This is a genomic window from Deltaproteobacteria bacterium (genome assembly GCA_016874735.1).
Lineage (GTDB): Bacteria > Bdellovibrionota_B > Oligoflexia > Oligoflexales > CAIYRB01 > CAIYRB01.
Map to the genome: position 1 here is coordinate 23,843 of VGTI01000026.1, position 26,530 is coordinate 50,372.

Consider the following 26,530-nt stretch of genomic DNA (forward strand, 5'->3'; position numbering starts at 1 on the left):
GCGACAATGCCAATCGACTCATGCAGGAGAAGGTTCATGTTTAAGCACGGTACCCCTGGAGATGACGTTTATGCTGTGATCCTGGCCGGTGGCAGCGGCACCCGCTTTTGGCCTAAATCGCGTGAACTCAGGCCCAAGCAGCTCTGCGCTCTCGGCACCGACACGCGGACTATGATTGAAATTACTCTGGCGCGGCTCGATGGGTTCATCCCGCCGGAGCGTCGCATTATAGTCACGCATGTACGCCAGCTTGACGTCACTAAAGCCATCGTCGGTGCCCGTGCGGGTATATTTATTGCCGAGCCCGATGCGAGAAATACGGCTAATGCTCTGGCCATGGCAGCGCTGGAGATTGCCGCCATTGATCAGACTGCCAAGCAGCCGGTGATGATCTCGCTCCATTCGGATCATTTGATTCGCGATGAGGAGGCCTTCCGGACGTCTCTCCTGACGGCTGTCACTGCAGCGAGGCGCGGTAAATTGATGCTGATAGGGGTGGTACCTGAGTATGCCGAGACGGGTTTCGGTTACATCGAGCGTGGCCCTGGTTTTGAGGATCTGATCGGTGCTTACGAAGTGGCGAGTTTCCGCGAAAAGCCGGACCTAGCGACGGCGCGGGAGTATCTGGAATCGAAGAATTTTTACTGGAACGCCGGCATGTTTGTTTGGCGTGTCGACGTGATTATGGAGGAGCTGCAGCGCACGTTAGCGCCCTCACTCGCGCGCCTCATTGCGGCGCAGGTTGAAGTCGGTGGTCGGTTCTCCGAAGCTGATCTACTGCCGCTGGCGGCAGCTTATAAGAAGCTGCCAAAGATCTCGATTGACCATGCCGTGCTTGAGACCAGCACTAATATCGGTGTGATTCCGGCCAATATCGGCTGGCAGGATATCGGTAGTTGGGACGCCCTCAGTCGTAGTTTCACTCCTGATCAGCACGGCAATCTCCTGTTCGGTGATGGCTGTATGCTCGACTGCGCCAATACCACGGTGGATACGGATGGCCCTTTCGTCGCAACTCTGGGGCTACACAATCATGTCGTCGTGGCCAGTGGCGGTGCGATCTTGGTGTGCCCCAAGGAGCGGTCGCAAGAAGTGCGTCGCGTTGTTGATTGGTTGACGGAAAAAGGACGGCGGGAACTGCTGTGACTGTTCGTCTCCCGCGGTCCATTTGGCTCTTTCTCCTGGCCACTACCGCAGTACGTATCTATTGGGCAGCGTATGCGCCGCTGGCCAATGATGAGGCTTACTACTGGGACTGGTCGCGGGTGCTGCATCTCAGCTACCTCGATCATCCCCCAGCCGTAGCCTGGTTGGGTGCTGCGGCAGAGCAGATTTTCGGACCTAGCTCTGGTCTCAGTGCGCGTGGTCTTGTGCCGCTATTGCACTTAGCAGCTGTGCTCGCGCTGATCAAATGTGCAGCGCTGCTGCACGGTAAAGCGCTTGAGCGGCGGCAGCTGTGGATGGTGGTTTTACTCTGTGAGTTGGTGCCGGCATTTTCGCTAGAGGGCGTAGTACTACTACCTGACTCAGCCTTGCTGCCGGCTTTGGCGTTAAGTCTTTTAGCGGTTCTTGAGGCAGCGCAGGCTCGTGTTGGTAAGTCGTGGCATTGGGCCCCACTCGCTGGTGTGGCCATCGGCTGCGCTGGCCTCAGTAAGTATCACGCGGCACCGATAGCGACCGGCATGGGACTGGGGCTGTTACTTTATGGGTGGCGCACGCGGCGCCTTCGTGACTACATCGCTTTTCTCGCAGCTAGCAGCTTGATTGCACTGTTAGTGACCGCGCCCGTATGGGTCTGGAACGCACAGCATGATTGGGCCTCGTTTCGTTTCCAAGGAGCCCACGGATTTTCGGGACTCATGTGGGATCCAGTTGCGGCAGGTAGGTTCTACCTTGGTCAATTGTTACTCTTAAGTCCCTTGGTAGTGGTTGGCGGCTTCCTTATGATGGTGCGTCAACGTCAGGTCAATTTAGCTACTGTTTTATTGGCGGCCGCGGCACCGTTGATTGTTCTCCTTGAATCGCTGGCATTTGCTAAGCAGCTGTTGCCCCATTGGTTGGCGCCGGCTTTTTGGTTGCTAGTGCCGCTCCTGGCTACGAGTCCTTGGCCGACCAAATTGGTGCGCACCAATTTCATCGTTGCCGGGCTCATAACAGGTCTGCTCCCGTGGGTGCTCGCAATCGCGCCCGCACGTGAGCGGCTGATCGCCTCGTTTGCAGGCCGGCCTGGTCCGCTGTCTGAGTTGACCTTGTGGCAGCCACTGGCAGATGTGTTAATCAAGGATCCACAAATTGGTCCCTTATTAGCCCATGCAAAGGAACCTAAGAACGGCGGGTGTCAGGATCAAGTTACCGTGGCTACGCTACGTTGGTTCTGGACCGCCCAGCTGGCCTTCAATCTCCCGAATAAACCTCAGGTGCTTTCTCTGGATCAGAATCACCGCTCTTATTATCACTACCGCGATCACTGGCCGGATTTTGGTGGTTGTCCCGTGTTGGTCATTGCCGATAGCCGTCATCTGGACCGCGCACAGCTCGCTAAGATTCTCAGCACTTGGCAAGAGTGGACAGTCGTCGTACCCTCACATAGCGACACTGAGATTTTGGCGCTTTGGGGGCGGTTTCGTGAACGTGCAGACCTTGAGCCTGTAGCAGCCGCCATGCATGGATTTGGGGGCGATCATCCGGCCGCGTACTAAAGTCATCATTGCAGTCAGCTTGTTTTTTCTGCCATCCAGTCGCCTGGTCACGCACCACATTTTGGATGCAGACGCGAGCTCATCACCACTGCCGTTAAGAGACGCAGTCAATTTTGAGCTGCAACCGATGGCACCAACGGAACTCCTGCAGGCTTCAGTTCCCATCGATCCTAATTGTCGTGCTGACGGTGCTGCAACGGCACGCCATGCCAATAGGCCGCTTCCGGGGCGCGAGGCTACGTCGATCACAATCGGTCAGAGGCTCAGACCTTATTTTGGTACTTTGCACTCGCATACCGCAGAGTCGGACGGGCGTGGAACCGTCAACGAGGCCTTTGAGATGGCGCGCGAGGTGGCTAAATTAGACTTTTTTGCTGTCACCGATCACGCCGAGTTTTGGCTGCTGGATAAAGAGGCGAGATATGGCCAGCAAAAGCTCAAGGCAGACGCCTGGGCGCGTCATGATTTTGTCACCCTCTACGGCTTTGAATACAGTCATCCCTACTACGGGCATTACACAGTGCTCAATGCAGACCATGTCCATCATGCCTTCGAGGACTATGGGATTCCGGACTTTTATCTCTGGTTAAAGCAGCCCGAACAGGTCCAGGCTCTAGTCATGTTTGCCCATCCTGGGTTTCACGACTATCGCATTGGGTCTGAGTTTGACCACTTTGCTCTCGACGCTACCTTAGTCGACCGCTTTGTCGGCGTGGAGACGATCCATTGGAGCGAATATTTACGGTACTTCCGCGGCTATTTCGGCAACTCTCCCTATATTGACGAGGCTAATCAAATCGGCTGGCGTCTCGGTGCGGTCGGATCTCAGGATGTGCATTATGCCGACTGGGGTACGCGTGACGGCACGCGCATCGTCGCCCTCATGCCTAAACTCTCGCGGCAAGATTTGATCGATGCGTTAAAAGCCCGGCATTTTTACGCCACCAATAATCGCGACCTTTATTTTGCTATGCAGGCTCTCAAAGTCGATGGCAGTTGGGCCACGATGGGGGACCAGTTGAGCGCCGCGGAGTCGCCCCAAGAGACGCTCACGATTAAGACGCGATTTTATGATGCTGACTGTCAGGAACCACCGCGACGTCTAGAACTCTTGGTCAACGGGCGCGTGGTTGGTGTCTACGAATTCCCACCGCCGCAGGGGACCCTGTATTATGCCGCAGAGCTGACGGCCAAGGTGCCCTTGGATCGCCGCCAGTTACCGCCCAGATTTTCTGTTTATGTCCGTCTTTATCAGGGGACCGAGACCTATACGCAGAGCTCGCCAATATTCTTCGGCTGACGATCATCTGAGCTTATAGGCATATAGTGATTTGATGCCAGTCGTGTAATAGAGCGCATCTTCATAAATGAGTGGCGCTCCAGCGATGGCCGAGCCTAGGCGATCAAACCAACTGATTTTTCCTGAGTTAGCGTCGAGTGCCGTGATCCTACCGCCGGTGCCCGCAGCAAAGACGTCCTTCTCGCCTACGGTGAGATTGGTGACCGACGTACCAGTCATCTGGCGCCAAATGCGGCGTCCAGCGTTGTCTGGATCGAGAGCGTACACATCGCCGTTTAAGCCGCCGACGTAGTACTTGTCACCGCGGTAGGCTGAAGCGGTGATGCCCGGGAATTTTTCTTCCCAGAGGATGTTGTGAGCAGCACTCGCAAGATCAATGGCTGCCACCAGGCCGTCGTAGCGTGCGACGATGAGCTTACCGCTGCGCACCACCATTTCCCCAACGTAGTCATGGAACCTTGCAGTCGTGTAGGCCGGAAGAAGTTGCCACGCGAGCTTACCAGTCTCGGCTGTGACAGCGATAATACTACCCGAGGCGGTACCAAAGATGACCTGGTTGTCAAAGGCCACGGGCTTGGCTGCAGCACGTATACTCAGTCCGTCCGGGAAGCCACCGTCGTATACCCACAGGGTCTTACCCGACTGGAAATCGATAGCGTAAAGCACTTGCGCGGCGGTCACGGCATACAGCGTCGTACCGTTAAGAAGGAACGGTCGCTCTGTGAACGAGTCTAGATCGGTGGTCCAGAGCCTTTTGCCACTCACAGCGTCAACACGCATGAGTTTACCGTCGCGAAACCCGAGCACCACTGATCCACCGAAGGAGCCCGGAGGTGCCGTTAGTGTCGACTTGGCCTCGATCCACCACTGGACGCGCCGCGTTGCCAGCGGCATGCCCCCTATCCAGTCGTCCCTGAAGGCGCCGATTAGTATTCCGGAATTAATCGTGAACCCGGCTGGATCCAGAGCGGCCAGCGGTTTTTGCCGTTCCAGCCTGGGGTTGAGAGACCAGTAGCCAAACTGAAATGGGCGCCCTGACGCCACTGGCGCAGCTTCGGTACCAACTGAGGCAGGGGCTGGGGCAGGGGCAGCTACCGCCAACGCCAACTTTGCTGTCAATGCTGTTGCAAACAAAGTTGCGAGCATGCCCTTACTCCTAACGGTAGCAATCAGTTAATTAATGTCAGTAAAGACCGCGCCTTTTGCGCCTCAGCGCTGCTGGCGTAGCCATCGACTAAGGTCGCCAGGGTCGTCTTAGCACCCTCTTTGTCACCTTTGAGATAAAGCGCCCGCCCTTTCATGAGAGCCAATTTGGGACGGAGTTCGGAATCGGCAGTCTTCTCGAGCCCTCCGATCAGGCTTAACTCCTTATCAAAGTCCCCTTGCTCCTCGGCTAGGCCTGCCAGCTCGACAGTGACGAGTGACAGGTAGGTCGGATTGCTTTTAACCTTACTGACCAGACCTTCGAGAACGGTGGCCGCGTTGCCTATGCGACTGTCGTCAATCATCACGTGAGCCGCCATCATCGCTGCCAACCAGCCCTCGGGATACTGCTCGTACTTTTGATAAAAAGCCATGAGTGACGTGCTGGAACTGCTGTGATCAGGCTTAATGGCCTCGGCCTCTTTGCGTAGCGCAGCGATCTCCTCTTCCTGCTGGGGAGTCAGCCCACTGCTCTCTGGACTTGCCGCTTTGTTGCCGGGCTTAGCTTCGATGTCCTGGATTTTTTTCAGGATTGGCTTTTGTTTATCCGCGGCGCGCTTTGACTCGCCGTTGTAGACCACTTGAATCTTACCCAGCTCTTCAATGCGGGAGTCCTGACGCTTGGACTGAATGACCCGGTAGCCAGCCAGCACGCCGATGGCTGCCACTACCGGTACCAGCACGTAGGCGATGAGACGCACATTGCGCACAGCCCAATCAACGCCAGCCATCACTTTAACCTGGAATAAATCCGGACCTTTTAAAGTCTTGATGTGCTCTTTGTGAACGCTCGTCATGGTATCCTTTCCGCGACCTGAATCACGACCTTGATGTAGCTGTTGCGCCGCTGATGATAAAGCTGTGATAATATAATTGAAAGAATAATTTAGCCAGAGTTAACAGACGTCTACACCCAGTCGCGCGGCGTGTCAGACGTCTCGCGGCAAAGGTGGCGGTGATGCTAACTTCGGGACTCGGTCGGCTGCTGTTAGAGGACGGTCTTCTGACTGACCTGGATTTCCGTACGATTAAGCGGACTTGCGGGAACGAAGGGCCCGCCTTTGCGCGTAGTGTGCTGGCTATCGGGCTGCTGGCCGAGGACGAACTCGCGGCCTTCCTAGCCGAAAAAACTAAGTGGCAGGTCGCTCCCGTCGATCTGCTCGCTGTGGCTGCCAAGGACGCTCTCTTGGCTCTGGACAAGTTTGCTATGCAGAGACTTGAGGCCGTACCCGTCAAGCTCGAGGACGGAGTGTTGCACGTTGCTGTTGTTGATCCCTTGGACCAAGAAACTCTGAGTCAACTTCGGTTCTTTAGCGGCCTCACCGTGCGTCCCATGATCGCGACGCTAAGTTCGATTCGTGCTGCGCTCAAGGGCTTAGACCCAAACTACCAGCCAGCGCGTGGCCAACTGGAATCGTTCATGACCAACCATGCCATGGCCGCCAGCCGTAAGCTTAGGATTGGCGAGGGTCGCATCATGCGGGCAGAGCGCCGGGCCCCAGTGGCGCCAGTGGTGCGGCACGTGATGGTATCCCAGATGGCACGGTCGCCGCGTCCTCTTGCGCCCGCGGCCGTCCATCAAGAGTCGTTTGCCAAGGCTGATCCGCCGATCGGCATTGAAACGGCGCGGCCTGCGATCGCCAATAACGAGGATCTGCTCGACGACGGCATGCACACCATGCCCGCTGGCGATGCCCCTGGCGCCGGTGCCATGGAGGCTGACGTTCCGCTGGATAATACCGACCTATTGATGGAAACGTCGCCTGACGCGGCTACCGCAGAGGTAACCGAAGCGGCGCTGGCGATGGGTGAGACCCCGGCTGATCCACAAACCGCCTCCCAAGCTGATCCACTGGCGGCCCTGAGCGAGCCTGGGGACGATGATTTCCTAGACGAACCAGAGCCCACTCTTGAAGTCGCGGCACCAGTCGCTGAACTAAGCACCGAGCCATCGGATCCGCCGCTTGACGATGTTACTGGTGACGTAAACGGTGACGATCTCATTGACGAACCAGTACCGGACGAGCAGTCACCTGCTAACGCGCCATCTCATGACTCTCATCCTAGTGATGAGGAAGTCGAGGCCCTCTTTGCCGATACACCTCTTGAGGATCTAGCTGGGGCGCCGCCCGTGGAAGTGCCCCAGGCGTTGGTGGAAGAGGCAGAGCCTGTGGAGGCAGCAGTGACTGAGGTGGAGGAAGTGACTGAGGTAGACGAAGTCGCCAGTCCAACCGAGCCAGGCGTCGCCGATGACCTAACGCTCGACGACGATAGTCGGGATTTGACCTTAGCGGCGGGACTTAATCGCGCCGTGCTCTCCCTGACGATGGCACAGTCGCTCGAAAAGGCTGTCGAACGCGTCGCTGTGCCCATGGCGGCGGCAGGCATCACTGCCGGAACTATTGGCAGCATCGAAGGTGGGATCATCCAGGGGCTACTGGCATGGGACGGCTCGACCGAGGATCTGCAACTCGTGAGAGAAGGCTTTCTCGAGGGGATTACGGTTGGTTTAACGGAAGCTCTCGTTGCAACTGGGGACACATGGCAGCAGCTGGATCTCGACCTGATGGGTGATGCTCCCGTGTTTGTGCGTCCCCCTAGAGAGCATGAGGAGATCTATGCGATGGCCATCAACGTTGGCGATCAGAAACAAATTTTTGTTTTACTGCTGTCGACTATGCGTCTCACTGACGACTCCGTGATCGGGTCTGCAGCCCTAGACCTGTCGCGCCGCTTGGCAAAAAAAAGCTAGGGCAGTCAATAGGACTGCCCTAGTGATGATTGATTGGCCGTCCATCTCTTGGAGGGGGAGGGGGTGCGTCAGAGTCAAAGGTAGCAAACAACGGGAGTGGGAGTAGGGTACTTTGCTTTGTGACGACCAATCTGCTTGCACACAAATCCGGAGGATGCTTGATCGACCGAACAATCTACCTACTGCAGTTCATGTGCCAATTGGTGGCAACCCCCATTTTTATATGAAATTCTGGGTTGATACGATTAGGGATGCCGGGCGTTCGGTAACCTGCGACCGCCCAAATTCGCTACTTGACGCGTTGCCAAATATGCAGCCGTAAAAAACTTCGACACAAGCTACACTCTGCCAGTGGTCACAGTAGCGGAGGCAGTAGTGCGTCAAATTCATGCAACAGGCGTCGTCAATTCAGGCCCCGGAGCCGTTCCTATAAGCACGTCATTACAGGCGCAGTTGCAGGAGGCATTGCTCAAAAAGGGTGTAGCCTACCGCCCGAGGACGCGTCATGTGAGCGCTGAGGGCGCGCCCAAGTACACCAATCGACTCCTGCTCGAGGCTAGCCCCTACCTGCAGCAACATGCTCATAATCCTGTCGATTGGTATCCCTGGGGGGACGAGGCTTTCGCTCTAGCTGCGGCACTTAAGCGTCCCGTACTCCTCAGTGTAGGCTACGCCACCTGCCACTGGTGCCACGTGATGGAGGAGGAATCGTTCGAGCACGAGGGTATTGCTGGCTATATTAACGACAACTATATCGCCATCAAGGTAGATCGCGAAGAGCGCCCCGACATAGATAGTGTCTACATGGCCTGTGTCCAGGCCTGGAGTGGCCATGGTGGCTGGCCCATGACGGTGCTTCTCACTCCGGATCGTCGTCCTTTTTTTGGTGGTACTTATTTTCCCCCGCATACCGGTGCACGGGGGGCTCGCTTCGGTTTCCTTGAATTGTTGCAGGATCTCAAGCGCGTCTATGACACCGAGCCTGAGCGCGTAGCCTTGGCCGCCAGCAACGTCATAGCGCACATTAAGGAGCGCCATGACGTGGTGGTCACCGACTCAGCGGTGAGTGAAGATTTTATGCGTGATGCCTTGATTCGGGCATTTAAATATTACGAGCGTTTATACGACCCCGCCTGGGGTGGGCTCAGCGGGGCTCCGAAATTTCCGTCGAGTCTGCCGCTCCGCTTTTTACTGCGCTACGGTCTGCGTCACGGTGGGGCGGCGGCAAATATGGCGCGTCATACACTTAAAAAAATCGTCGCCGGTGGCATGCACGACCAGTTGGGGGGCGGATTTCATCGGTATTCTGTCGATGAAGAATGGCTGGTCCCTCATTTTGAAAAGATGCTCTACGACAATGCTCTCCTGGCGGTGGCCGCAACAGAACTTTGGCAGCGATTTGGTGACGACGACTTTAGGGCAATCGTTGTCTCGACCTTGGCCTATGTCAGGCGCGAGATGATGCGTGACGACGGCGGATTTTACGCAGCTCAAGATGCCGATAGTCCACACCCCGAGCGTCATGGTGAGCGAGAAGAGGGTGTATACTTTACCTGGACGATTCCAGAAATCATGGCGGCGCTTGGGGCTGATTTGGGGACTCTGGTAGTGGATTTTTACGGTCTTACTACCGCCGGTAATTTTGAGGGACGGTGCGTCCTGCACGAGGCGCAGTCGGCTGCTGTTTTTGCAGCTACGCGCGGCCTCGATGCGGCGCGGTTCGAGGCTCAGCTGATGGATGCTAAAACAAAACTGCTAGCTGTGCGCGTCATACGAGAGCCACCGCTCACGGATGACAAGGTGATCACGTCATGGCAGGCGTTGATGGTGTCAGCTTTTGCTAAAGCCTATGCTGCATTTGGCAGTAAAGCAGATCTTGAAGTGGCCATGAACGCCATGACCTTTGTCCGTGAGCGACTCTGGGTTGAGGACAGACTCGTACGGTGTTTCAAGGACGGTCCGAGTCGGACGCGCGGTTTTCTCGAGGACTATGCTTTCGTCATCCAGGCCCTGTTGGATCTCTACGAAGTATCATTTGTCGCGTCGTGGCTCGATTGGGCCGTGCAACTGACGGAAGACGTGGAGCGCCTATTTGCAGCCAACGATCATGGATACTATTTAACCGCTCATGATGCCGAATCTTTGCTGCTGCGGGAGCGTCCCGCCTACGACGGAGCTGTACCGGCGGCGACGTCCATTCACGCACTTAACTTGCTTAGGCTGGCGACGCTTGGCGACCGTCCTGATTTACGTAAGAGGGCAATGGGCGTTTTTGCAGCAGCCATGCCGACACTGGAGAAATCACCTGCCATGCTGAGCGACATGTTGATAGCTGTGGACTATGCACTCGCGGATGTTCAGCAATTTATCTTCACGGCCCAAGACAGCCAGGATTTTGGCGCCTATGTATTGGAGCTCAATAAGCGTTTTGTCCCGCACCGTGTTGTTGCCGGTGGTGACGAAAAAACCTTAGAGCACATGCGGAAATTGGTTCCCCTCATCTACGACAAGCGCGTAGAACCAGGACAGGTGACGGCACACGTTTGCCAAGGGCAGACCTGTGGACTGCCGGTCCATGATATTGAGCAGTTTAAACTACAGTTGCCATGAGGTTTGGTATGCATCAGTCCCGCAAAACGGTTCTTATCACTGGAGCCAATCGAGGTATCGGCCTTGGTTTAGTCAGTAAATTTCTGGCGCACGGACACACGGTGATTGCGACAGCGCGCAATCCAGACGGTGCTCGTGACCTCTGGGAATTTGAGCACACCTACCCAGGTCGCTGCCGTATCTTGGCCCTCGACGTTACAGACGACCGTAGTATCAGTTCGTTTGCTGATAGCCTGAAGGGCCAGGCTATTGATGTGCTCATCAACAACGCTGGATATTTGGCCACGCCATCTGGAGGTTTTGCTGATCTCAGTGAAGCCGCTTTGATCAAATCATTCGGTATCAATACGTTGGGTCCCGTCAAAGTCACGCAAGCACTGCTGCACAACCTGCAAGCTGCGGCCGCACCTCTTTTGGTTGTCATAAGTAGCAAGATGGGCTCGCTCACCGACAACACTGGTGGTAGCTACTACGCTTACCGGATGTCCAAGGTAGCCCTAAATATGTTTGTGCGCTCGTTTGCGGTCGATTTTCCAGACATTACTGCGGTCACCTTACATCCAGGGTGGGTTAAGACTGATATGGGAGGCGAGATGGCACCTACCACTGTCGAGGAGTCGACGACGGGTCTCTTCCGCGTGATAGAGCAGATGAAGCCTATAGACAGCGGTCGGTTTATCGATTTTCACGGTGACGATATTGCCTGGTAGCTGCATCCGCCCACGGCACCATGCTAAAATGAGGGTATGCGTAAACTACTCATCATTCTGTCCGTGGCCGCGGCTGGTGCCGTCTCCCTTGCGACTATGACTTGGGGCAATCATGCGGATTGTCCAGTCAGTTCCCTGCCTATTGCAGGGGATTACCCAGATCATGCGCTCTCACCTGAGGAGAGCTTGCGTGTTTTTGACACCGTCGTATTTGGCGAGGTGGTTGTCCCCAGTCGCAAGTGCAGCCTGGGCCAGTGTGCTGGGATACGTGTCATCAAGACGATTAAAGGACGCCCCGGAAGCAATTTACTGCTGCGGATAGCGGCGGCGCGAGACATTGGCACGCAGCAATGTAAGACGCCGCTTCTGGCCGCAAAAGGCAGTAAATGGGTGGTTTTTGCCAACCAAGGGACGAGTCGCGGCGGTCAGCGCTACTTCGATGTGAGCGAGGACGGGCCGTCGTTCACGGCGGAGGACACGCCGGACTTCACCAAGCTCGAAACCCAGTACCGTATCGTCCGCGCGCGCCTTGATAGTGCGATCGCCAACCGGATGGGCCGTGTACGCTAGGGTTGGGTGCTGAATGGATCCAAGAGGACGGGTGTGTTCCATGACAACGAGACTGAGCGGTAAAGCTAGCGACCAAATGCGCGACACGTGTCTGCGCGTGGGGCGTCCTGATGCCGGGTTCACGCTTGTCGGTGCCATCGTCATGGTGGCGTTTCTCGGTATCTTTGCTTATGTCATCTTTGCGGTCGTTAATAACTCGATGACTGTGCGACGCATTGTCGAGACGAGCTCGACCTACAAGGATATCGACAGTGCATTCAAGGCCGCTCTGGTAGACGAGCTCCACCGGCTGCTCAACCCGACCACAGGGACCTGTGCTGGGGCACCACTGGTGATTTCTGGGCGTGATATAGGTGGCGACGGAGCTAAGTTCAAGACCAGTAATGCAATCAGTCCTTGGCCAGCAGGTGCGCCGGCGCGGCATGTAGCAGCAATACAACGGTGCCGGAACGGTTTTCGTTCACCGCCTAGCAAGGACGACTATTACTTCTGTGTCGAATTTAGCGGCATAAACAATAATTCGTTTGCAGCAAATTCCTTTAATGGTGCTCCGAAGGCGATGGCAGAGGTTCGGGCCAGGGTCATTTCCCTAGATAACGGGCTACCACTTGGCAGTGTGCCCTCTGCACTGTGTCCCGCTGGCGCAGTGCCCAGTCCTTTCTGCTGCGCCTATAAAAATGGGTTCCATGCAGGCCTCGAAAAATCGGGTAGCTCTAGTTTAGAAATTCAGTACTCGCTTTATTGGCAGAGTCGCGGCAAACCAATCCTGTTTAAGAGTACTAATGGGTCTTTTTATGCACCCAGCTTCAACTAAAGACATGCGCAATGTCGCACGCACGCGTGTCTTGGCTCATGACCAATGTGGTCTGTCTATTGTCGAGATCGTTATGGCACTGGCGATACTTGGCATCGTAGCTGCGGCACTCTCCCGCGTCACTCAGGCCGTGTCTGCTAGTGCGGCTAGTGAAGAGGCGCGCCGCGGGGCCAAGCAAGAGATGGCCCAGGCGATTGCGATGTTTACGCGCGATGTCGATAAGCTTGATTACACCCAGCTAGGTAGCGTGGTCTGCAACGGCCTTACGTGCAAAATTCCAACCAAAGACGGCGTTATCACCTACACGACAAGTTGTATTGCTAGTCCGCCGACTCTCAGCACAGTCGATCTGCTAGCGGTGGCACCGGGCCAGTGCTTGACGGTGGCAGCCTGTCCCAAGGGCAGGATGCCAGTGCTTGACATGGCGAGGCCTGGGGATCCCGTGCGCCGCTACCCTCTCAAAGCTGCCGGCGGTTCGGGTGGTGTCACCAAGAATGCCGTGGGCGCGATGGCTTGCTTTCGGCGTCCCAACTTGACGGAAATCGCTATAAACCTAACATATTTTTATTTACAGACGAGAGAATCACCAAAAATGATCAGACATAGTCTGACATTGCCAACCATGGCGACACCTGGGATGCAAATTATTCGTGACCATTTATAACAGGTGGACTCCCACCTTAGTGACTTAGGAGCTACGCATGAATGACAAACGGATTCAATACGCACTGCTTGCCGTGCTGATCCTTGTAGCAGTAGTGTTTTTTGCCAAGCGTAAGCAAAGGACCGCCAAACTTAAAGAAGGTCAAGCCACCGAGAAAGTGGTGGCGGCAGGTGGTTCCAAGAAAGGCGGTAAAGGGCCGGATGTAGTACCCGTAACGGGCCCTTCGACCGAGGCTGCGATTCAGCGTGATCGTAATCTCCATGCTGCCGGATTTGTAAAAGCACCACTGAAGATTGATGACAAAGGTGCCCATCTATCGTTTCATGTTCAGATTAAGAAGACCTGTGATTGGGGGGATTTGGATCTTATCCGCGGTGAGTTGGCGGCTAATAAAGGCGCTAAAATACTCTTATCGATTGAGTCAGTGAACCCGAACGACAGTGATTTTACTCCAGTCACAAAAGTGATCTCGTTTGATCAGTTGGCAAGTGGATTCGACCACACCTTTACCTTTCCACCGGCTAAACAAACGCGAAGTCTTGGCCTCTTTCTTTGTAGCGATTTGGGTAGTAACTCGTGCGGTGGTAAAAATATCGAAGACTTTAACGTCGCCTATAAACAGTACGCAGCCTCGCAATCCTATCCCCTTGGCGAAAAACCACCAGTTTACCGCCCACCGCTGCGTACGTATTTCTTCCAGCATGTCCTGTTGTCACCGGATTCTGCCCAGGTCCAATTTGCCACCAAAATGGCTGATGAAGCTTACGATAAAGCAGAAGCCGTCTTGGTGGGTGACTTGGGGGAGGGCAGTGGTGCCAAAGCCATCGTGAGTCGCGTCAAGGAACTCAACCAAAAGATAACATCACTACCCGTGCAGGCTTCGGATAACGATCTCACCCTGGTGCTATCGATGGAGGACAAGCCTGCGGTTTGTCCGGAGAGTATTCCGCCACCAGGGCAAGAGCCACCAACACCGCCCGAAGGGATGGAGGGTGTGCAGCTCCCAGGTGAGAAATATTACCGACTTCAACCTAAGCAGCCCAAATAGGTGTCGCAAGACGTGTTTTTATGTGGCTAATTACTCTATTGGTTTTTGATGTTTATAAAAAAATCTAAAGAAAATTCAGTCGAATACCGACCACCTAAATAAGGTCATTCCGAGGAGGGCGGGCGATGAAAAACACGCGTTGGCCAGGACTTGGTCGTAACGAACGAGGCAGTGGACAAGTCATGTTCTCGCTTGCCCTCGTTGCGGTGGCAGGCGGTGTGGCCGCATATATGGCAACCAATGACGAGCGCAGTATACGGCAGGCACAGATTCAGGGGGCGCGAGACGATTCGCAGGCGGCAAATAACACCAACGTCGCAGCACTTGCGGCACTGATGCGATTTCCGAGTGATATACCTCTCGCACAGCAGGTAGCCAGCAATCCTGACTACCTTCCAAGTGTTTATCCCGATCCCTACGTCTACGGTAGTTCTCCAGGCAACGTACGCCTAGCATCGGTGAAAAAGTCCGGTCCTGGTGCAGGTGCACGCTGGAGCACTAATGGGCAGGGCGTCATAGCTGTCCAAGGCTTAAATAGCGGAAGGGTGAGCGACAGTGCGCTTGACGCAGTGTTTCAGTCAGGTGGGGCACTCCAGGCTACGGCTAATCAGCATGCCGACAGTAAGATCAGCCTGACGAATATCACCCCTGACGGCAATAAAATTGCCAAAATACAGGTAGCCTCTCTTGGATACACTTCCGATAGTAAACAAAATATCTACCAAGATTCGATCCAAGCTGAGCTAACCGTACCTCTGCCTCCGCCTCCGGAGGTCAAAAGTGCGGGGCAGACTGCGGTCATAGGTTGGGGGCAAAAGGCCACCATTAGCTTCCAAGGCTTTGGCCTCATGACTAGTTTTGTCGCATATCCGCTGGGTAATGAAAACGCATCCTGCAGTCTGCCGATGCCTCCTGAAGCTAATAGTATCCGCAATTCAGCGAATGGCGGTTTTTCCCTTGGATCTTGCTCGTTCGCATTTCAAAATCCCGACACGCGGTCAGGAGATCCAAACCAGGGATTCATCACCATCCTGGTGAACGCTACCGGCCCGGGCGGGAACCATCAGGGTGTAGTGCAGATTCCCGCGTACAATCCACCACGCTGTGTCTTCAATCGGACTGACGACCGGATGAGCTCGACGCAGATCCTTACCATAGGCCTCACCACAACTGGTGCGGTTAAAGGTGCTCCACAGTTGAACCTACCGATTAATACGACCGCTGATGGCTTAGCGGTTGTAGATAACGCAGGCTGGCACCCCTCTGGCACCTGGACCAACACCTGGGCAGCGGGGAGTGGACAATGGGCGGGGCAATTTGCACCTGGGGTTAATTATGGCCAGGCAACGATTTATGGCCGTGTGACTGGACCAGCCCTGCAACCTGGTACCTGGCAGGACTGCGATAACATAGAACGTGTCAATATCGACCGATCGGTTTGTTACGAGCATGGTGACCAGACTTATCGCTACATCAATCAGTGTTACACAACTGCCGCCGGATATTCGGTCCTGTGGACTTCTACTGGTCCAAATTACAACAAGTGTCAGGGATACTACTGGGGGTGTCGTGGGTGCTGGTGCGGTACCACGCATTTCCGCAACATGGGGTGTTTCACTCCCGAGACGCAGATTTTGTTAGCCGATGGATCGTCTAGGCGCATTGATGAGTTGCAGGCCGGAGACCTCATCCATAATCCATTGACTGGACGCCCTGCTAAGCTCAAGGGCATGGTTAAAGGTCCTGAAAAAGAACCCATGATTGAGTTAGGTTATGACGCTAAGGTGGTCCACGTGACCACCAAGCACCCGATGCTGACTCTCAGTGGGGTCAAAGCAGCTATGGACCTTAAACTCGGTGAAGAGGTTCTCGGTGCAGATAAGAAATTCCATCGCCTGACCGATTTACGCCGCCTACCAGTGGACCCGGAGCAGCAGGTGTACAACTTCGTGATGGATGATGCTGACGACAGCCCGTCTCACCACGTCGTTGTTGCTGATGGTATTTTGACCGGAGATCTGCAGCTGCAGCAGGAGCTTGAAAAACGTATGAAAGCGCCCAGCAAGGTTGCAAGAGATTGATTGTATTAAATATTTTATATTATTAAATTGAAATGGTTTAGTTTGTTGACAAACTAAACCATTTTTATAGATATTGCCCCCGCTTGTCATAGCCTTTAACTCGATTGGCTGGGGATAATATCGATGAAATCGCAACATCTTGCGCTGGTGTCTGTAACATTATTGGCAGTCAGCTGCGGCAAAATCACCACCGAACGCGAGCGCAATCAGGCTCGTGAGATCGATAATTTACGTGGCGAGTTAGCATCCAAAGACCTCATCCTTAAATCCGCTGCCGCGGATATAGCCGACAGCAAGAAGTCTATAGCTGAGCGCGATGAGGCAGCGGTCACCCTTAAAGCTGACGTGGCAAAAAAAGACGCAGAAGTCTCAGCCCTTAGCCATGCCGTCGCGGTTGAGTCGGCTAAGGTAGCGGCAGCTGATGCACGGATTGTTGACCTGCGACGCCGCTATACGCATCACGACGAAGAGGTCGCCAAACTAACTGCCGCCTTAGACGCCCGCAGTGCCGCTCTAGCAACCGCATCAGCCGATAATACGGCTTTGGCAGCTAAAGAGGCCGAACTCAGGAAGAATTTGGAGACCGCCAAGACGGAGCGCGAAAGTGCTGCCAACGATCTGAAAAAGGCTTTAGACGAGCGATCTGCGCTTGAGAAGACTCTGGCCGACGAAAAACGTACGGCGCTACGAGTTTTTCTGGAGAATGCGGCACCTGATTTGATGTTTGGTGCCGCCGGTGCGGACGTTGCCGAGATTTTTATCAAACGTGGCGATGACTGTGCTGTGATACTCGACTTCGATCCTGACGTTATTATAGTCCGTGCCGCGGACCGTGGAGCGCTACCGAGTATCAACGGGTACACTATCCTGTCGATGCGGGTAGGTTACCGCAAGGTGGCAATATGTCGTGACGGCAACAAAATCGAAGCTCAGGTGGAACGAGGGTCACTTTACCGCGGTTTTGGTTACGGTAGCGAGCGGGTCTTGATAAGCGGCCGCGACAGCAGCACGTGCGACAAGGCATCGAGCGATACGAGAGCTTCCGCAATTCTCGGCGACTCCCGTTACGTCATGGTGAACCCATTCCGTGGCGAGATGGACGGAATCGAAACGATTGATTTACCTGCTAACGAGAAAGTTCTGAGGCTCCATATGGGTAGTGCTTTAGTAGGGGCGCCGACCTGTGCCGAAGCTGCGCGGGGAGCAAACGGCGGAGATCTCGTCGCTGTGGCATGCGCTGTAGCGCTGGATAAACCTGTCGATGGTTTGAGCGTAACTAAGGGGTGCTTTTCGAAAAAATCGTTCCTCGGGCGGGAAAGCACAAAGTTCACCGCTGAGTAATGTCACTGACATTTTGACTGAAGGTTGCAAGGACTACCTAGATGAAAAAAATACTGATAGCTATGTTAGCAATCATGCCAGCATGTGGACCGAAATCCGGATCTCAGTTGGCCGAGGCTTGGAACAGTGACAACGATCCCACAGTCATTTCCGGTAACGAACTTGTTACCAAGTTCAGGAAATTGCCACTGTCTGGCGAAGTCAAGATGAAAGGGTGGAGTGACTCCTATTGGCCTACCTACACGGGTGGTATCAGTGTACGTTGGCTCACCTCTGATTATGGCTACGATTTGATTCCTGAGACTACAAAGAACGCACGCCTCGAAGTACTTTCACCGGCAGAGAAGTACGATGTGCTCCTTGGTCGCTTTGATTTTCCGACGGTAGCTTCGGAGCGAGCCCGCACTGAGATTATGAAGACCGTGCCAGGATCGCCTGATTACAAGGAGGGATTTGAGATCCCAGGATGGTATGGGCTGTGCCACGGTTGGGCGCCAGCGTCGCAAAACTTTGCTGAGCCTCAAAAACCAGTCGAAGTAGCTTTGACCAACGACAACACGGTCGTGTTCTACCCCTCTGACATCAAAGCGCTACTCATTTACTATCAACAATATAATGGCAATCGGTCGACGAAGACGGTGTTTGCCGGTGAGCGCTGTAACGAGGAGTTCAAAAAGCTCGAGGAGCGACTCGCTGCCGGTGAGATCACCAGGGCCGAGGTCGATGCGGCCAAGGAAACTCCAGAATGTCGCGACGTCAATCCCGGAATGTTGCACCTGACGCTTGCCAATGAGATCGGTAAAAAGCGGTTAGGCCTAGTTATGGACCGGACCCGCGACAGCGAAGTGTGGAATCAGCCCATTAACAGTTACCAAAGCCGGGTGGTCGAAGAGGTCGCTGCGGCGACTCCCGGCGCGGCCGAAGGCACGGTCAAGGAACTGCTTGTCGAGACGGCTGTTTACTACACGGTGGAGACGGAGCCGAGCACTGATCCCATTGGTGCCGTTGAGCAGGGAGCCCTCTACAAGTACTGGCTCGAACTCAATAAAAACGGCGACGTGATCGGTGGTCGCTGGGTATCCGAGGCGCGTCCTGACTTCCTCTACCGCGAGACGGCGCCGGTATTCCAAGGGTACTTTAAACGCCTCGAGCAGATTTACAAAACCTCAATAGACTAATAGTTAGAGCGTCATTTGGTGCAAAAAAACAGCGGGACGACCCTGTGGGACGTCCCGCTTTTGCTTAAAAGTTTAACGCAACTTACTCGCCAAAGATGGCTGCTGCGTCTTGGCTCTGCTGCGAGCCTTCAACCGGAGCTTGCCCGCCAGTTACCGGCGCTTTGAAAGCGAAGCCACCAACGTGGTCCCAGTGCTGGCGTCCTTGTTGGTGATCCTGAGTGTTAGCGCAGGACTCGACGGTTTGGCCCTCTGGGCAATGACCGAAGTAAACATCACCCCAGTATGCAGCGAGGTTGGTGCCGCGCAGGTAGCTACCACGTAGCAGCATTTGCTTGTGGTTAGGACCGACGTCATTGAATACGACGTAGAATACCGTCCGGCCATGGTACTTGGCCGTGAAGAACCGACTGCTGGATGCCGACCAGTTGTCGTTGGCCAAAGTGACCTCACCCTGACCGCGGGCCGGCACCGTTAGGGTTAGCTCGCGCTTAACCAGTTCACCATTGTTACTTACGTAAAAGACTTTACCTGGGGCAGCGACGCTTTCAGCCTTAGCCGTAGCAGCTAGGGTGAGAGCCAGTGCCGAACCGAAGACCATTCCCTTGACGATGGAAGTCAAACGCATAGTTGTAGCCTCGCTAGTAAGTGAGTCCCCCATGTCCGCGGCCCACCATGAGCGACGGTCGGAGCACTCGAAGATGACAGCACCTGATAGAAAGGCAGAGCGGTAACCCTGAGGGGGTGGGCTCTGCCTGAGGCTATATAGTCGCTCAGTTAGGACCAGAAGCCAAAGCAATTTTTGATGATGTTATCGGTTTTAAAGGAGCGGATTACTTGATTTTAATGAAAAAATGAGTATGCTGGGGCACCCACTTTAGAAAGGTGCTCTTTTTCATGCTCAGTACTAATAGTGTGACTTTAGCCTACGGTCAGCGGGTTCTGTTTCAAGACGTTTCCATCAAATTCCTTCCCGGTAACTGCTACGGTTTGATCGGTGCTAACGGAACCGGTAAGTCCACCTTTGTGAAAATTCTGTCGGGCGAGATCAAGCCTGATTTCGGCGACGTTCTGGTGACGCCAGGTGAGCGCATTGCTGTACTCAAACAAAACCAGTTTGAGTTTGACGATATTGACGTATTGAAGACTGTTCTCATGGGTAATAAGCCGCTCTACGCCATCATGGAGGAGAAGGAGCAGCTTTACGCCAAGGCCGACTTTAGCGAGGAGGACGGACTCAGAGCATCCGAGCTTGAGACGCGCTTTGCCGAGATGAACGGCTGGGATGCCGAATCGCAGGCAGGTGAGATGCTGGAGGCGCTTGGAGTCAAAGCTGAGTTGCATCAGCTGAAGATGCGTGATCTCGAGGCTGGTCTCAAAGTGCGCGTTCTGTTGGCGCAGGCTTTATCGGGTAGTCCAGATATTTTGCTGCTTGACGAACCTACGAACAACCTTGATCTAGCGTCTATCATGTGGCTCGAGGAGTTCCTGTGTGAGTTTAAGAACACGGTCGTTGTCGTATCGCATGACCGTCACTTCCTGGATAAAGTGTGCACGCATATCGCTGATATCGACTTCAGCAAAATCACGCTTTACACCGGCAACTACTCGTTCTGGTACCAAGCAAGTCAACTCGCTCTGAAACAAAAATACGATAAGAACAAAAAAGCCGAGGATAAGATCAAGGAGCTGAAGAGCTTCATCGAGCGCTTCTCCGCAAATGCTTCGAAATCGCGTCAGGCAACCTCGCGGAAAAAGATGTTGGGTAAGCTCAACGTCGAGGAAATCAAGCCTTCGTCTCGTAAATATCCTCACATTGTGTTTACCGAGGAGCGCGAGGCCGGCAAAGACCTCCTCCAGACGACTGGTCTCGCAGGTGCCTTGGACGGCCGCTCGATGTTTAATCACCTAGATCTCACCATAACCAAAGGTGAGAAGGTGGCTTTTGTAGGGCGCGACGGCGCTTACGCAACTCACCTGTTTCAGATGCTTGTCGGTGAGCAGCCAGTGACTGCCGGTGAGCTGCGCTGGGGCATTACTACTTCACGCGGATACTTCCCCAAGGACAATGCTACCTACTTCAAGGAACCTTTGACCCTGATCAACTGGCTGCGGCAATGGGCCCGCAGTGACGCCGAGCGCGACGAGGAATTTGTGCGTGGATTTCTCGGGCGGATGCTTTTTAGTGGTGAAGAAGCCACCAAGCTGGCTCCTGTGTTGTCGGGGGGTGAAAAGGTGCGCTGTATGTTGGCGCGTATGATGATGCAGCGTAATAACGTGCTCATCCTCGATGAACCAACTAACCACCTGGACTTGGAGTCGATCACGGCTCTGAACGAAGGTCTGATCAACTACAAGGGCACCGTGCTGTTTACCTCTCAGGACCGTGAGTTCGTCAACACCGTGGCGACGCGGATCGTGGAAATTACGCCCAAAGGTATTCTAGATAAGGTCATGACCTACGACGACTATCTGGAGTCGCCCGAAGTGGCGGCCCAGCGTGAGCGTTTGTACTAACCGCGGGGCGGGCTACCAAACCCGTCGCGCTTTTTTCTAAATACACATCGATCCCTCACGGGAGCCGCGTTATCATTCCCACTTGAAGACCGGGCGAGGTCAAGCTGGGAGGAAGCATGAAGCAGCTATTTTGGGCTTTGATCGGTGTGACCTGTGCATTTTTGTGTTCCGAGCTAGCTATGGCTAGCCCGCTGACTGTGCTGTGTCTCGGAGATTCCCTAACTGAGGGTTACGGTCTTAGTAAGGAGGAGGCCTGGCCAGCGGTGCTTGATGGTCTGATCAAGGCCGACGGGATAGTTGAGGTTACCGTGATTAATGCCGGGATCAGCGGATCGACCTCAGCCAGTGCCGTGTCGCGACTCAAATGGCACTTAAAATCGCTCAAAAAGCCGGCAATCCTGGTGCTTGAGCTCGGCCCTAATGATGGTTTACGGGGGCTTGATCCCAAGGCTACCGAGACCAATCTCCTCAATGTGATTCGCTTAGCTAAGGAGCATCAGCTACGTGTGCTGCTTGCGGGGATGCGGATGCCACCTAACTATGGTCCCCAATTTACCGAAGATTTTCGCGCGGTATTTCCACGCCTGGCCAAGAGTCAGGGACTCGAGCTCATTCCCTTTTTTCTTGAGGGCGTTGCAGCCGAGCCCGAGCTAAATCTCGCTGATGGTATCCATCCTAATAAGGACGGATATAAAATTATTGCCAAGAATGTGTGGCGTTATCTCAAACCGATGGTCACCGCGAAATCAAAGGCGTAACTGTAATGTCAGAGACCTTTATCACATTAGACCACGTCGCCAAGTCCTATCCTGGTGCGCGGGACGGCGAGTCCTTGCAAATCCTAAAGGATTGCGATGTCAGTATAAAGCGAGGCAGCCGCATTGCCATCATTGGGCCGTCAGGTAGTGGTAAATCTACTTTGATGTCGCTTATGGCGGGGCTGGATCGCCCGAGCACTGGGCGCATTCGCGTGATGAATCAAGACCTAGGTGAGCTCAGTGAATCGCAACTCGGGCAGTTTCGTGCACGGCATCTTGGTATCGTATTTCAGCAGTTTCATTTGATTTCCCACCTAACTGCTGAAGAGAACGTAGCGCTACCACTACGCATCCTGGGGGCGACAGCACATGAGGCCTCGGTCAGCGCGCAGCGCGCCCTCGCCGATGTGGGGCTTGAGCACCGGATTGATCACGTGCCGTCGCGCTTGAGCGGTGGCGAGTGTCAACGAGTGGCCATTGCGCGTGCCATGATCACAAAACCTGCAGGAATTCTGGCCGATGAGCCGAGTGGTAACCTTGATGTGCGCACCGGCGATCAGGTGATGGGGCTGCTTTTTGAATTAACTAAGGCGCATGGTATCACTCTGATTTTGGTGACGCATAATGAGGAGTTGGCACGGCGCTGCGATCAGCGTTTGATGCTACAGGCGGGGCGACTGGAGCATGTCTAACACCGTAGCATGGCTGGCCGGGAGAGAGTTGCTGCGTAGTCGCGGTTTTCTCGTTAGTTTTGTGCTGAGTTTAAGTCTGGGGCTGATTGGGTTTTTAGCGCTCGATAGCTTTAAGCATTCCATGCAAAGCTATCTTGAGCAGCGATCCCAGACGCTCCTAGGTGGGGATATTCAGCTTTACAGCCTCCGCCAGCTCGCTCCCAGTGACGACAGTGCCTTGTCCAAGTTTCTGACTGATAACTCTCACGGCCACATCGAAGTGCGACGTGAGATTCAGTTGGTGTCTATGGTCGCAACTGCCAGTGGCGACAGCCGCCTTGTGGATATTAGGGCTGTTGATGGCAAGTTTCCGTTCTACGGCTCATTAACTTTAGATCCTTCGCGTGACGGTGCTACGTTAAGCGGACCAGTGGCCTGGGTGTATCCAGAGCTCCTGCAGCAGCTTAATATCAAGCGCGGTGACACGCTAAAGATTGGTAGTCAGACTTTTCATGTGACACATAGTGTGGCTCAGGATCCGACACTGTCTGGGCTTGGATTCCGCATTGCGCCGCGGGCATATATCGATATCGCCATGATGGAATCGACGGGGCTACTGGCGACGGGTAGTCGCCTTTGGTACGTATGGATTCTTAAGCTACCGCCGGAACTTGATCTTAACGTCGTTGCTAACGATCTCAGGCGGGTGATGTCTGCCGACGTGAAGGTCGACACGCACTACGAATCAAGCCGCGATAGTGGGCGGTTTCTCCAGTACCTTAATGATTATCTGGGTCTGGCGGCATTGGTGGCGACGTTTTTTGCCGGTGTGACGTGCGCTTATTTGTTTCGTAGTTACCTGAGCAAAAAGCGGCGTGACATGGCGGTGCTGCTCAGTATGGGGCTAGGCGTCGGCGCCACCCAAATGGTGTATCTTGTGCAGCTCGTTATCGTGGCAACACTGGCAGCAGTGATCAGTCTGGTTGCGGCGCAAATATTTCTTCCTTTACTCCCGCGTGTGCTAGCGGGCTTGGTGCCCCAGGAGCTGGCGAGCAGTGGGTTTCAGCTCATTGCTAATCCGCGGAGTTGGCTTTTGGCTGCGGTTTGGGCCATTGGCGGCAGCGTTGTGATCGCGCTACCTACCTTGGTGCAGTTGCGGCGCGTTAAACCGGCGCAGCTATTTCAGGACGCTGCCTATGAGGGCAATGAGGGTAGGGGGCGGCGTTTCGGGCTCAGTGCCCTGTGGTGGCTACCTTCTCTGGTGTTATTTTGGGCGGTGGCCACCATACAGGCCAACTCCCCGAAAGTAGGCTCTCTTTTTGTGATAGGGTTTTTAGCTAGTGCGCTGATCTTATCTGGTCTGGGGCAATTAGGACTAGTATTGCTAGCGCGGCTGTCACAGTCGCGGTGGCTGGCATGGGACCTGGGTGTACTCAGTATGACGCGTCACCGCCTGGCGACGTTGGTGTCGTTTGTCTCGTTGGCGCTGGGGACCTTGTTACTGATACTGATTCCGCAGCTACGCACGGGTATTGCGGGTGAGCTTGTGCGGCCAAGTCGGGATACTTTACCGGCACTATTTTTATTTGATATCCAGCCAGAGCAGTTGCAGCCGTTACGGGACATTGTGCAGCGTGAGGGAGGCGCGTTAGGGCTAGTATCGCCACTTATCCGCGCTCGATTGGAGCTCATCAACGGCCAGCAGCCGGTGGAACAAAAGGTTTCAACGACGCGCACGCAAGTTTTCACGAGCCGCGAGCGTGAAGAGACCGAACGGGCACGCAGTCGCCTTTACAATTTGTCTTACCGGTCAAGCTTATCACCATCTGAGGAAATTACGGCGGGACTGCCTTTTCCTGCGGATACCCCGACGGATCTGCCATTTGTATCGGTCGAGGAGCAGTTTGCCAAGCGGGTGGGTATCCATTTGGGTGATGTGCTCAGCTTTGATGTTCAAGGGGTTCGGGTTGATGGTAAGGTGCGTAACTTTCGCAAGGTGCGGTGGACTAGTTTTCAGCCTAATTTTTTCGTCCAATTCCAACCTGGCGTTCTTGACGATGCACCGCAAACTTTGATCGCTTCGGTGACGTCAGCGCCTGATAAAACGACGATGCAGTCAGCTATCGTGAAATTGCTCCCTAATATTTCGGTCATTGATATTGGGGCGACTGTGACTAGAATTTTGGCGTTAGTCACGCAGATGTCCTATGCCCTCAATGTCATGGCTGCATTGGCCATTATGGCGGGACTGGGCGTCATATTTGCAATGGCGCAGGATCGAGCTCGTCAGAAGCAGCGCGATATGGCTCTGCTGAAGGCCATTGGTCTAAGTTTTGCAGATCTCCGTTGGAGTCTCATGCTAGAGTTTGGCCTGTTAGGGCTAGGAGCCGGGTTACTGGGCAGCCTTACTAGTCTCGGGCTCTCGTGGGGTACAGCTAAATTGCTGTTTGATCAAATTTGGGCAGCTGATTTCATAACTATCGTAGCTGCAACTTTAGTCTTACCGCTACTGACTTGTGCGACGGGACTTCTGGCATCCCGTCGCCCACTTAAAGAACCTGCGGTAAGCCTGCTAGGCGAAGTCTGAGCGCTTTGTGCTCAGCCTCATTCGCCCCGTAGTCAGCCCCAAAATTATCTACCACCGTTTTGGCCACCTGGAGGTGGCGGTAGCGGTGGGAGTTTGTTCGTTCTAACTTCACTGATCTTATTCTTGCGTTGCGTGCGCATGCTCATGGCTTCATCGGCGCCAATTTTGCCGTCTTTGTTGGTGTCAAAATTGTTTTTTAAATTTTGCATGCTTTCATTGACGCGGTCTTTTTGCTTGCCCGGATGGTGTTTGGCGCGGTGCTTACCCACGCGCGGAGCCACGTTAGTGAGTAGCGTCTTGAGCTCGTCTGGTGACAACACACCGTCTTCTCCGGCATACTGATCAAAGTCAGCGGCCATTTTCGTCGCAACCTTCGTTCTCTTCTCTTCGGTCATGCCTTTATCTTCGGCGCGCTTCACAGGTCCGGCCACAAACTCAGCCTTGCTGAGAGTTCCGGACGAATCGGCATCGAGTTCGTTGAATAAGGTCTCGGACATTTGACTGAGGCGCCTTTTCTCGACGTCCTCGGTGACGGAGCTGTCGCTGGTGTCCCCCGCGACATCGTCCTCTGCAGAGGCCTCTGTCAAGTCGTCTAGGTAAAGCTCGTTTGCTGCTTGCTCTGTGTCGGACATTGCGGCTTCGAGTTGCGCTTGGGCATCTTCGGCCGACTGTAGTTGGCCGCATGCTCCCTGCGTGAGTAGCGCTGCGATTGCTAAATGATGTCTGGTCCTCATCACCTTACTCCTTACCCGGCAGACTGAAGAATCCCAGAGCTCATGGGCGCAGCTCAGGGTCGAAATGCCGGGTGCCGGACCTGGCAGTGACGAGTCATCGGCAACGAGTGGTAGAATCTTTAGCTGGTGCACAAACTAAATTATTTTTTAAATAAATACGGCAAGTTATTTATCATTGGTGCCGTAAAACCCTGCCATTCATGGCGGGGATAAAAGGCACCCGCCCGAGCTGACACGCAGTGTTAGCGAGTTCAGGGTGGTGTTTTCTGCGCCTCGATATATTGCTTCACGATAGA

The 26,530-nt window shown here is 54.4% G+C and carries 21 protein-coding genes; 17 read left to right on the forward strand and 4 right to left on the reverse strand.

What is annotated here, in order from left to right:
- Positions 1–6 precede the first annotated feature (6 nt).
- The 3 genes from FJ146_11470 (at position 7) to FJ146_11480 (ending at position 3,999) form a co-directional block, all read left to right on the forward strand.
- Positions 7–1,146, forward strand: a complete 1,140-nt coding sequence (locus FJ146_11470; GenBank protein ID MBM4252581.1) for a mannose-1-phosphate guanylyltransferase — start codon at positions 7–9, stop codon at positions 1,144–1,146.
- Entirely contained in the window at positions 1,110–2,699 is a 1,590-nt protein-coding gene (locus FJ146_11475; protein MBM4252582.1) for a phospholipid carrier-dependent glycosyltransferase, read from the forward strand. Before FJ146_11470 ends, FJ146_11475 begins: the two co-directional genes overlap by 37 nt.
- Before the next feature lie 127 nt (positions 2,700–2,826).
- Positions 2,827–3,999, forward strand: a complete 1,173-nt coding sequence (locus tag FJ146_11480) for a hypothetical protein (protein ID MBM4252583.1) — start codon at positions 2,827–2,829, stop codon at positions 3,997–3,999.
- 3 nt (positions 4,000–4,002) lie between these two features.
- On the opposite strand, the gene FJ146_11485 is transcribed toward FJ146_11480, so the two are convergent.
- Positions 4,003–5,145, reverse strand: coding sequence for a hypothetical protein (locus tag FJ146_11485; GenBank protein ID MBM4252584.1), 1,143 nt, complete (start codon positions 5,143–5,145; stop codon positions 4,003–4,005).
- A gap of 23 nt (positions 5,146–5,168) precedes the next feature.
- Entirely contained in the window at positions 5,169–5,999 is an 831-nt protein-coding gene (locus FJ146_11490) for a tetratricopeptide repeat protein (protein MBM4252585.1), read from the reverse strand.
- Between the two features lie 161 nt (positions 6,000–6,160).
- Here FJ146_11490 and FJ146_11495 point away from each other — a divergent pair, with 161 nt between their 5' ends.
- From FJ146_11495 to FJ146_11540, 10 genes are all read left to right on the forward strand, one after another.
- On the forward strand, positions 6,161–7,954 hold the full coding sequence (locus FJ146_11495) for a hypothetical protein (protein MBM4252586.1): 1,794 nt from the start codon (positions 6,161–6,163) through the stop codon (positions 7,952–7,954).
- Positions 7,955–8,299: 345 nt separating this feature from the next.
- Positions 8,300–10,564, forward strand: coding sequence for a thioredoxin domain-containing protein (locus tag FJ146_11500; GenBank protein ID MBM4252587.1), 2,265 nt, complete (start codon positions 8,300–8,302; stop codon positions 10,562–10,564).
- On the forward strand, positions 10,561–11,274 hold the full coding sequence (locus FJ146_11505; GenBank protein MBM4252588.1) for an SDR family oxidoreductase: 714 nt from the start codon (positions 10,561–10,563) through the stop codon (positions 11,272–11,274). Before FJ146_11500 ends, FJ146_11505 begins: the two co-directional genes overlap by 4 nt.
- Before the next feature lie 36 nt (positions 11,275–11,310).
- Positions 11,311–11,844: a hypothetical protein gene (locus tag FJ146_11510; protein MBM4252589.1), complete on the forward strand. Its 534-nt coding sequence runs from the start codon at positions 11,311–11,313 to the stop codon at positions 11,842–11,844.
- 40 nt (positions 11,845–11,884) lie between these two features.
- A complete protein-coding gene (locus FJ146_11515) occupies positions 11,885–12,658 on the forward strand; it encodes a hypothetical protein (GenBank protein ID MBM4252590.1) in 774 nt (257 codons plus the stop codon).
- Positions 12,627–13,322, forward strand: coding sequence for a type II secretion system protein (locus FJ146_11520; GenBank protein MBM4252591.1), 696 nt, complete (start codon positions 12,627–12,629; stop codon positions 13,320–13,322). The genes FJ146_11515 and FJ146_11520 overlap by 32 nt, the downstream gene beginning before the upstream one ends.
- Before the next feature lie 37 nt (positions 13,323–13,359).
- Positions 13,360–14,370: a hypothetical protein gene (locus tag FJ146_11525; protein MBM4252592.1), complete on the forward strand. Its 1,011-nt coding sequence runs from the start codon at positions 13,360–13,362 to the stop codon at positions 14,368–14,370.
- Between the two features lie 125 nt (positions 14,371–14,495).
- The gene (locus FJ146_11530) at positions 14,496–16,451 is read left to right on the forward strand and encodes a hypothetical protein (GenBank protein ID MBM4252593.1); all 1,956 of its coding nucleotides are present in this window, start codon (positions 14,496–14,498) and stop codon (positions 16,449–16,451) included.
- Between the two features lie 123 nt (positions 16,452–16,574).
- Entirely contained in the window at positions 16,575–17,792 is a 1,218-nt protein-coding gene (locus FJ146_11535; GenBank protein ID MBM4252594.1) for a hypothetical protein, read from the forward strand.
- 41 nt (positions 17,793–17,833) lie between these two features.
- Complete coding sequence (locus FJ146_11540; GenBank protein MBM4252595.1) at positions 17,834–18,970, forward strand: hypothetical protein; 1,137 nt, start codon at positions 17,834–17,836, stop codon at positions 18,968–18,970.
- Between the two features lie 82 nt (positions 18,971–19,052).
- Here the strand turns inward: FJ146_11540 and FJ146_11545 are convergent, their stop codons facing one another.
- Positions 19,053–19,595, reverse strand: a complete 543-nt coding sequence (locus FJ146_11545) for a hypothetical protein (protein MBM4252596.1) — start codon at positions 19,593–19,595, stop codon at positions 19,053–19,055.
- Between the two features lie 269 nt (positions 19,596–19,864).
- On the opposite strand from FJ146_11545, the gene FJ146_11550 reads away from it, so the two are divergent.
- The 4 genes from FJ146_11550 to FJ146_11565 all read left to right on the forward strand — a co-directional run bounded on the left by FJ146_11550 (position 19,865) and on the right by FJ146_11565 (position 25,500).
- The gene (locus FJ146_11550; GenBank protein ID MBM4252597.1) at positions 19,865–21,484 is read left to right on the forward strand and encodes an ATP-binding cassette domain-containing protein; all 1,620 of its coding nucleotides are present in this window, start codon (positions 19,865–19,867) and stop codon (positions 21,482–21,484) included.
- Positions 21,485–21,600: 116 nt separating this feature from the next.
- Positions 21,601–22,242 (forward strand): arylesterase, encoded by a 642-nt coding sequence (locus FJ146_11555; protein MBM4252598.1) that lies wholly within the window; start codon positions 21,601–21,603, stop codon positions 22,240–22,242.
- Between the two features lie 5 nt (positions 22,243–22,247).
- Positions 22,248–22,934, forward strand: coding sequence for an ABC transporter ATP-binding protein (locus FJ146_11560; protein ID MBM4252599.1), 687 nt, complete (start codon positions 22,248–22,250; stop codon positions 22,932–22,934).
- Entirely contained in the window at positions 22,927–25,500 is a 2,574-nt protein-coding gene (locus FJ146_11565; protein ID MBM4252600.1) for an FtsX-like permease family protein, read from the forward strand. The genes FJ146_11560 and FJ146_11565 overlap by 8 nt, the downstream gene beginning before the upstream one ends.
- 44 nt (positions 25,501–25,544) lie before the next feature.
- Here FJ146_11565 and FJ146_11570 read toward each other — a convergent pair whose 3' ends face one another.
- The gene (locus tag FJ146_11570; GenBank protein ID MBM4252601.1) at positions 25,545–26,234 is read right to left on the reverse strand and encodes a hypothetical protein; all 690 of its coding nucleotides are present in this window, start codon (positions 26,232–26,234) and stop codon (positions 25,545–25,547) included.
- Positions 26,235–26,530: the final 296 nt, after the last annotated feature.